At 42.7% G+C, this 2,969-nt stretch carries 2 protein-coding genes; both read left to right on the top strand.

The genetic code is table 11. From position 1 onward, the window contains the following. The first annotated feature begins 331 nt into the window (after window positions 1-331). Window positions 332-460: a hypothetical protein gene (locus QUA24_RS26955; protein WP_333160573.1), complete on the top strand. Its 129-nt coding sequence runs from the start codon at window positions 332-334 to the stop codon at window positions 458-460. A gap of 287 nt (window positions 461-747) precedes the next feature. Then, window positions 748-2,673, top strand: coding sequence for an alpha-amylase family glycosyl hydrolase (locus QUA24_RS26950; protein ID WP_333233464.1), 1,926 nt, complete (start codon window positions 748-750; stop codon window positions 2,671-2,673). The last annotated feature ends 296 nt before the right edge of the window (window positions 2,674-2,969 follow it).

Raw genomic sequence — 2,969 nt, 5'->3', positions numbered from 1 at the left:
TTTTGTTACCTCTGTGGAAAAAATCCTGAAAGAATTTGGAGAAAACTATGTAATTAATTTTGTCTAGCTACTTAGCTAGGGTTGGGGTGGATGTAGGGCGATCGTTCTTTTTTGGGATAAGTAGATCGCTCTAGTGAAATACTGCTGCATAGTCAGGGTAGCTGAGATATTGCACGATTCTCAATAATCCTTTCAGAGCGGACTCTCCTGCCCACCCACAAGAAAATCAATTCTTTGTCAAACCGGCCCGAAAGCCTGTACGGGCGAGAATGGTGCAAGATATAAGGATAAACGACTTACACAAGGATTACAACAGGAATTGTAGCAAGTAATGCAGCAAGGAAGGGGAGAAAATGCTCTGGAAATTCCTAGGCCGCTTCTCAATCTAATTGACAATCAAACCATTACTCAAACAATTGGTTTGAGGGTTGAAGATATCCAAAATTTGTGGGAGGAATGAAAGGAAGGAAAAAAGGACGATCGCACAATTAGTACACCTTTTCTAATTACCAGGCTTAGCCTGGTACGGCAGGTTTTTGAGGATCTGCCTCTTTGAGGGAGAATTACGCTAAATATTAACTCTCATTTACCTAATCCTTAAGGATGAGTCTGCCCTCTCTCTGAAGGAAGATTTCTTTAAACGAGTAAATTCCGTATGATGCTGTAAAAGTCAGTCAGAGGGGAAAGCTATCTCCGACTCCAGCTCCGAATAACTGACCAATCTTACAATATAAAAAAATACATCTCATGACACCAGTCACTCCCAATCAAACTTCCTCTCAATACGAAGTTAGCGAACCAGAAGAAAAAATTGAGTCTCTGGTAGAAGAAGTTAAGCCAGAAAGCGAAATCGATTTAGAATTCCTCTACACCAGAGACATTGAATTCCGACAAGAAACAATTTATTTCATTGTAGTCGATCGCTTTTACGACGGCGACCCCGCAAATAACGAAGGCCCCAACCCAGAACTTTACGATCCAGAAGGGAAAGATTGGGGCAAATATTGGGGCGGCGACTTGCAGGGAGTTATCGACAAACTAGACTACTTAAAAGATATGGGAGTTACCGCAGTTTGGCTGACTCCACTGTTCGAGCAGGTTGAAGCCTTATTTGTCGAACAAGCTGCAATTCACGGCTACTGGACTAAAGATTTCAAGCGACTAAATCCCCGCTTCATTGCCACAAGCGACAATCCTTCTATCAATCAAACACAAGAAACTAAAGATACCGTATTTGACAAATTAGTATACGAGTTGCACCAGCGAAACATGAAACTCGTGCTCGATATTGTCTGCAATCACAGCAACCCAGATTTTAGTGGTAAAAAAGGGGAACTCTATGACGACGGCGTAAAAATAGCTGACTTTAACGACGATGACGATGACTGGTATCACCACTATGGCGAAGTCACAAACTGGGAAGATGAATGGCAAGTTCAAAACTGCGAACTGTCTGGTTTAGCAACTTTCAATGAAAACAATATTGCCTACCGGAATTACATTAAATCAGCAATTAAACAATGGCTGGACAGAGGTGTTGATGCTTTGCGGGTTGATACAGTCAAGCATATGCCTATTTGGTTTTGGCAGGAATTTAATGCTGACATTTTAACACATAGACCTGATGTTTTCATTTTTGGCGAATGGATTTACAGCGACCCGAGAAACGATCGTTCTGTGGAATTTGCCAACGAGTCGGGGATGACTATTTTAGATTTTGGTCTGTGCGTGGCAATTCGAGAAGTATTGGGGAAGGGTGCGGGCGCGGGATTTAAGTTAGTCCAAGATGTCCTGAATTTGGATCACCGCTACTACGGGGCGACGGAGTTGATTACTTTTATTGACAACCACGATATGCCCAGGTTTCAGTCGTTGAATCCAGATCCAGAAATGCTGCATTTGGCGATATGTTTAATTATGACGACTCGCGGTATTCCCTGCATTTATTACGGCACTGAACAGTATCTGCACGATGATGCAGATGGGGGAAATGACCCCTACAATCGCCCCATGATGGAAAAGTGGAATACTGATGCGCCGATTTACCGAGATGTGCGGTTGCTGTCTGGATTGCGGCGGCTGAATCCAGCTATTTCGATGGGGAGTCATTGGCAAAAACATCTAACTGCTGATGTTTATTGTTACGTGCGCCGCTATCGCGATTCCGTTGTGTTTGTAGCAATGAATCGTGGCAATCCTGTTACAATTAAAGAGGTGGATAGTGAGCTGCCTGATGGAGAGCATACGGAGGTTTTATCGCGCCGCAAGTTTGAAGTTAAAGACGGGAGGCTGTATAATTTAGAGTTGGGTTCGCGGGAAGTAATGATTTTTAGTCGCGTCGGAGAACGAGTTAAGGCGAAAACTATTGTGCGGGCGCAGCTTAACAGCGTTAGAACTCAGCCTGGGGAAAGAATTGTGGTGATTGGAGATTGTCCTGAATTGGGGAATTGGGATATTAGTAAGGGCTACCCCTTGGAGTATATCAATACTAATACTTGGTTTGGGGAAATTCCTTTTAATGAAAGTGCGGGGAAGTTGATTTCCTATAAGTATGCGCTGCTACGGGAAGGACTGTCGCCGCTGCGAGAAAATCTGGTTTGTCGCCGCTGGGTTTTAGTTTCGGAAGGAACTGTGAAATGGCGGGATAAGTGGGCGAGTGGACGGGAGTCTTAATAGTTTTGATTTCTCAGTTTTGAGCGAAACCGTTTTAGGCACAGACACCGGGTTTAATGAACGAAAGTAATTAGTAATTCCTTAAGGCTTTCGATTCTCTTTTTAAAACCCGGTTTATTTAGTAGGTACGTAACTGCTGTGAGATTTAATTAGGAACTGCAACTCATAATTTATTATTTTTTAAATATGATTTAGGTAATAAATAGTTGGGCTTTTTATCTATAGCCTTTCTCAGAAAGATGAGGTATGATGTTACTGACACTCATTCATGAGGGTCAAACAGAGAACACACATCG

It is taken from the genome of Microcoleus sp. Pol12B5, from assembly GCF_036701335.1.
Lineage (GTDB): Bacteria > Cyanobacteriota > Cyanobacteriia > Cyanobacteriales > Microcoleaceae > Microcoleus.
Note: the sequence above shows the minus strand (reverse complement) of the source record. Positions and strands in the feature narration are given on the sequence as shown.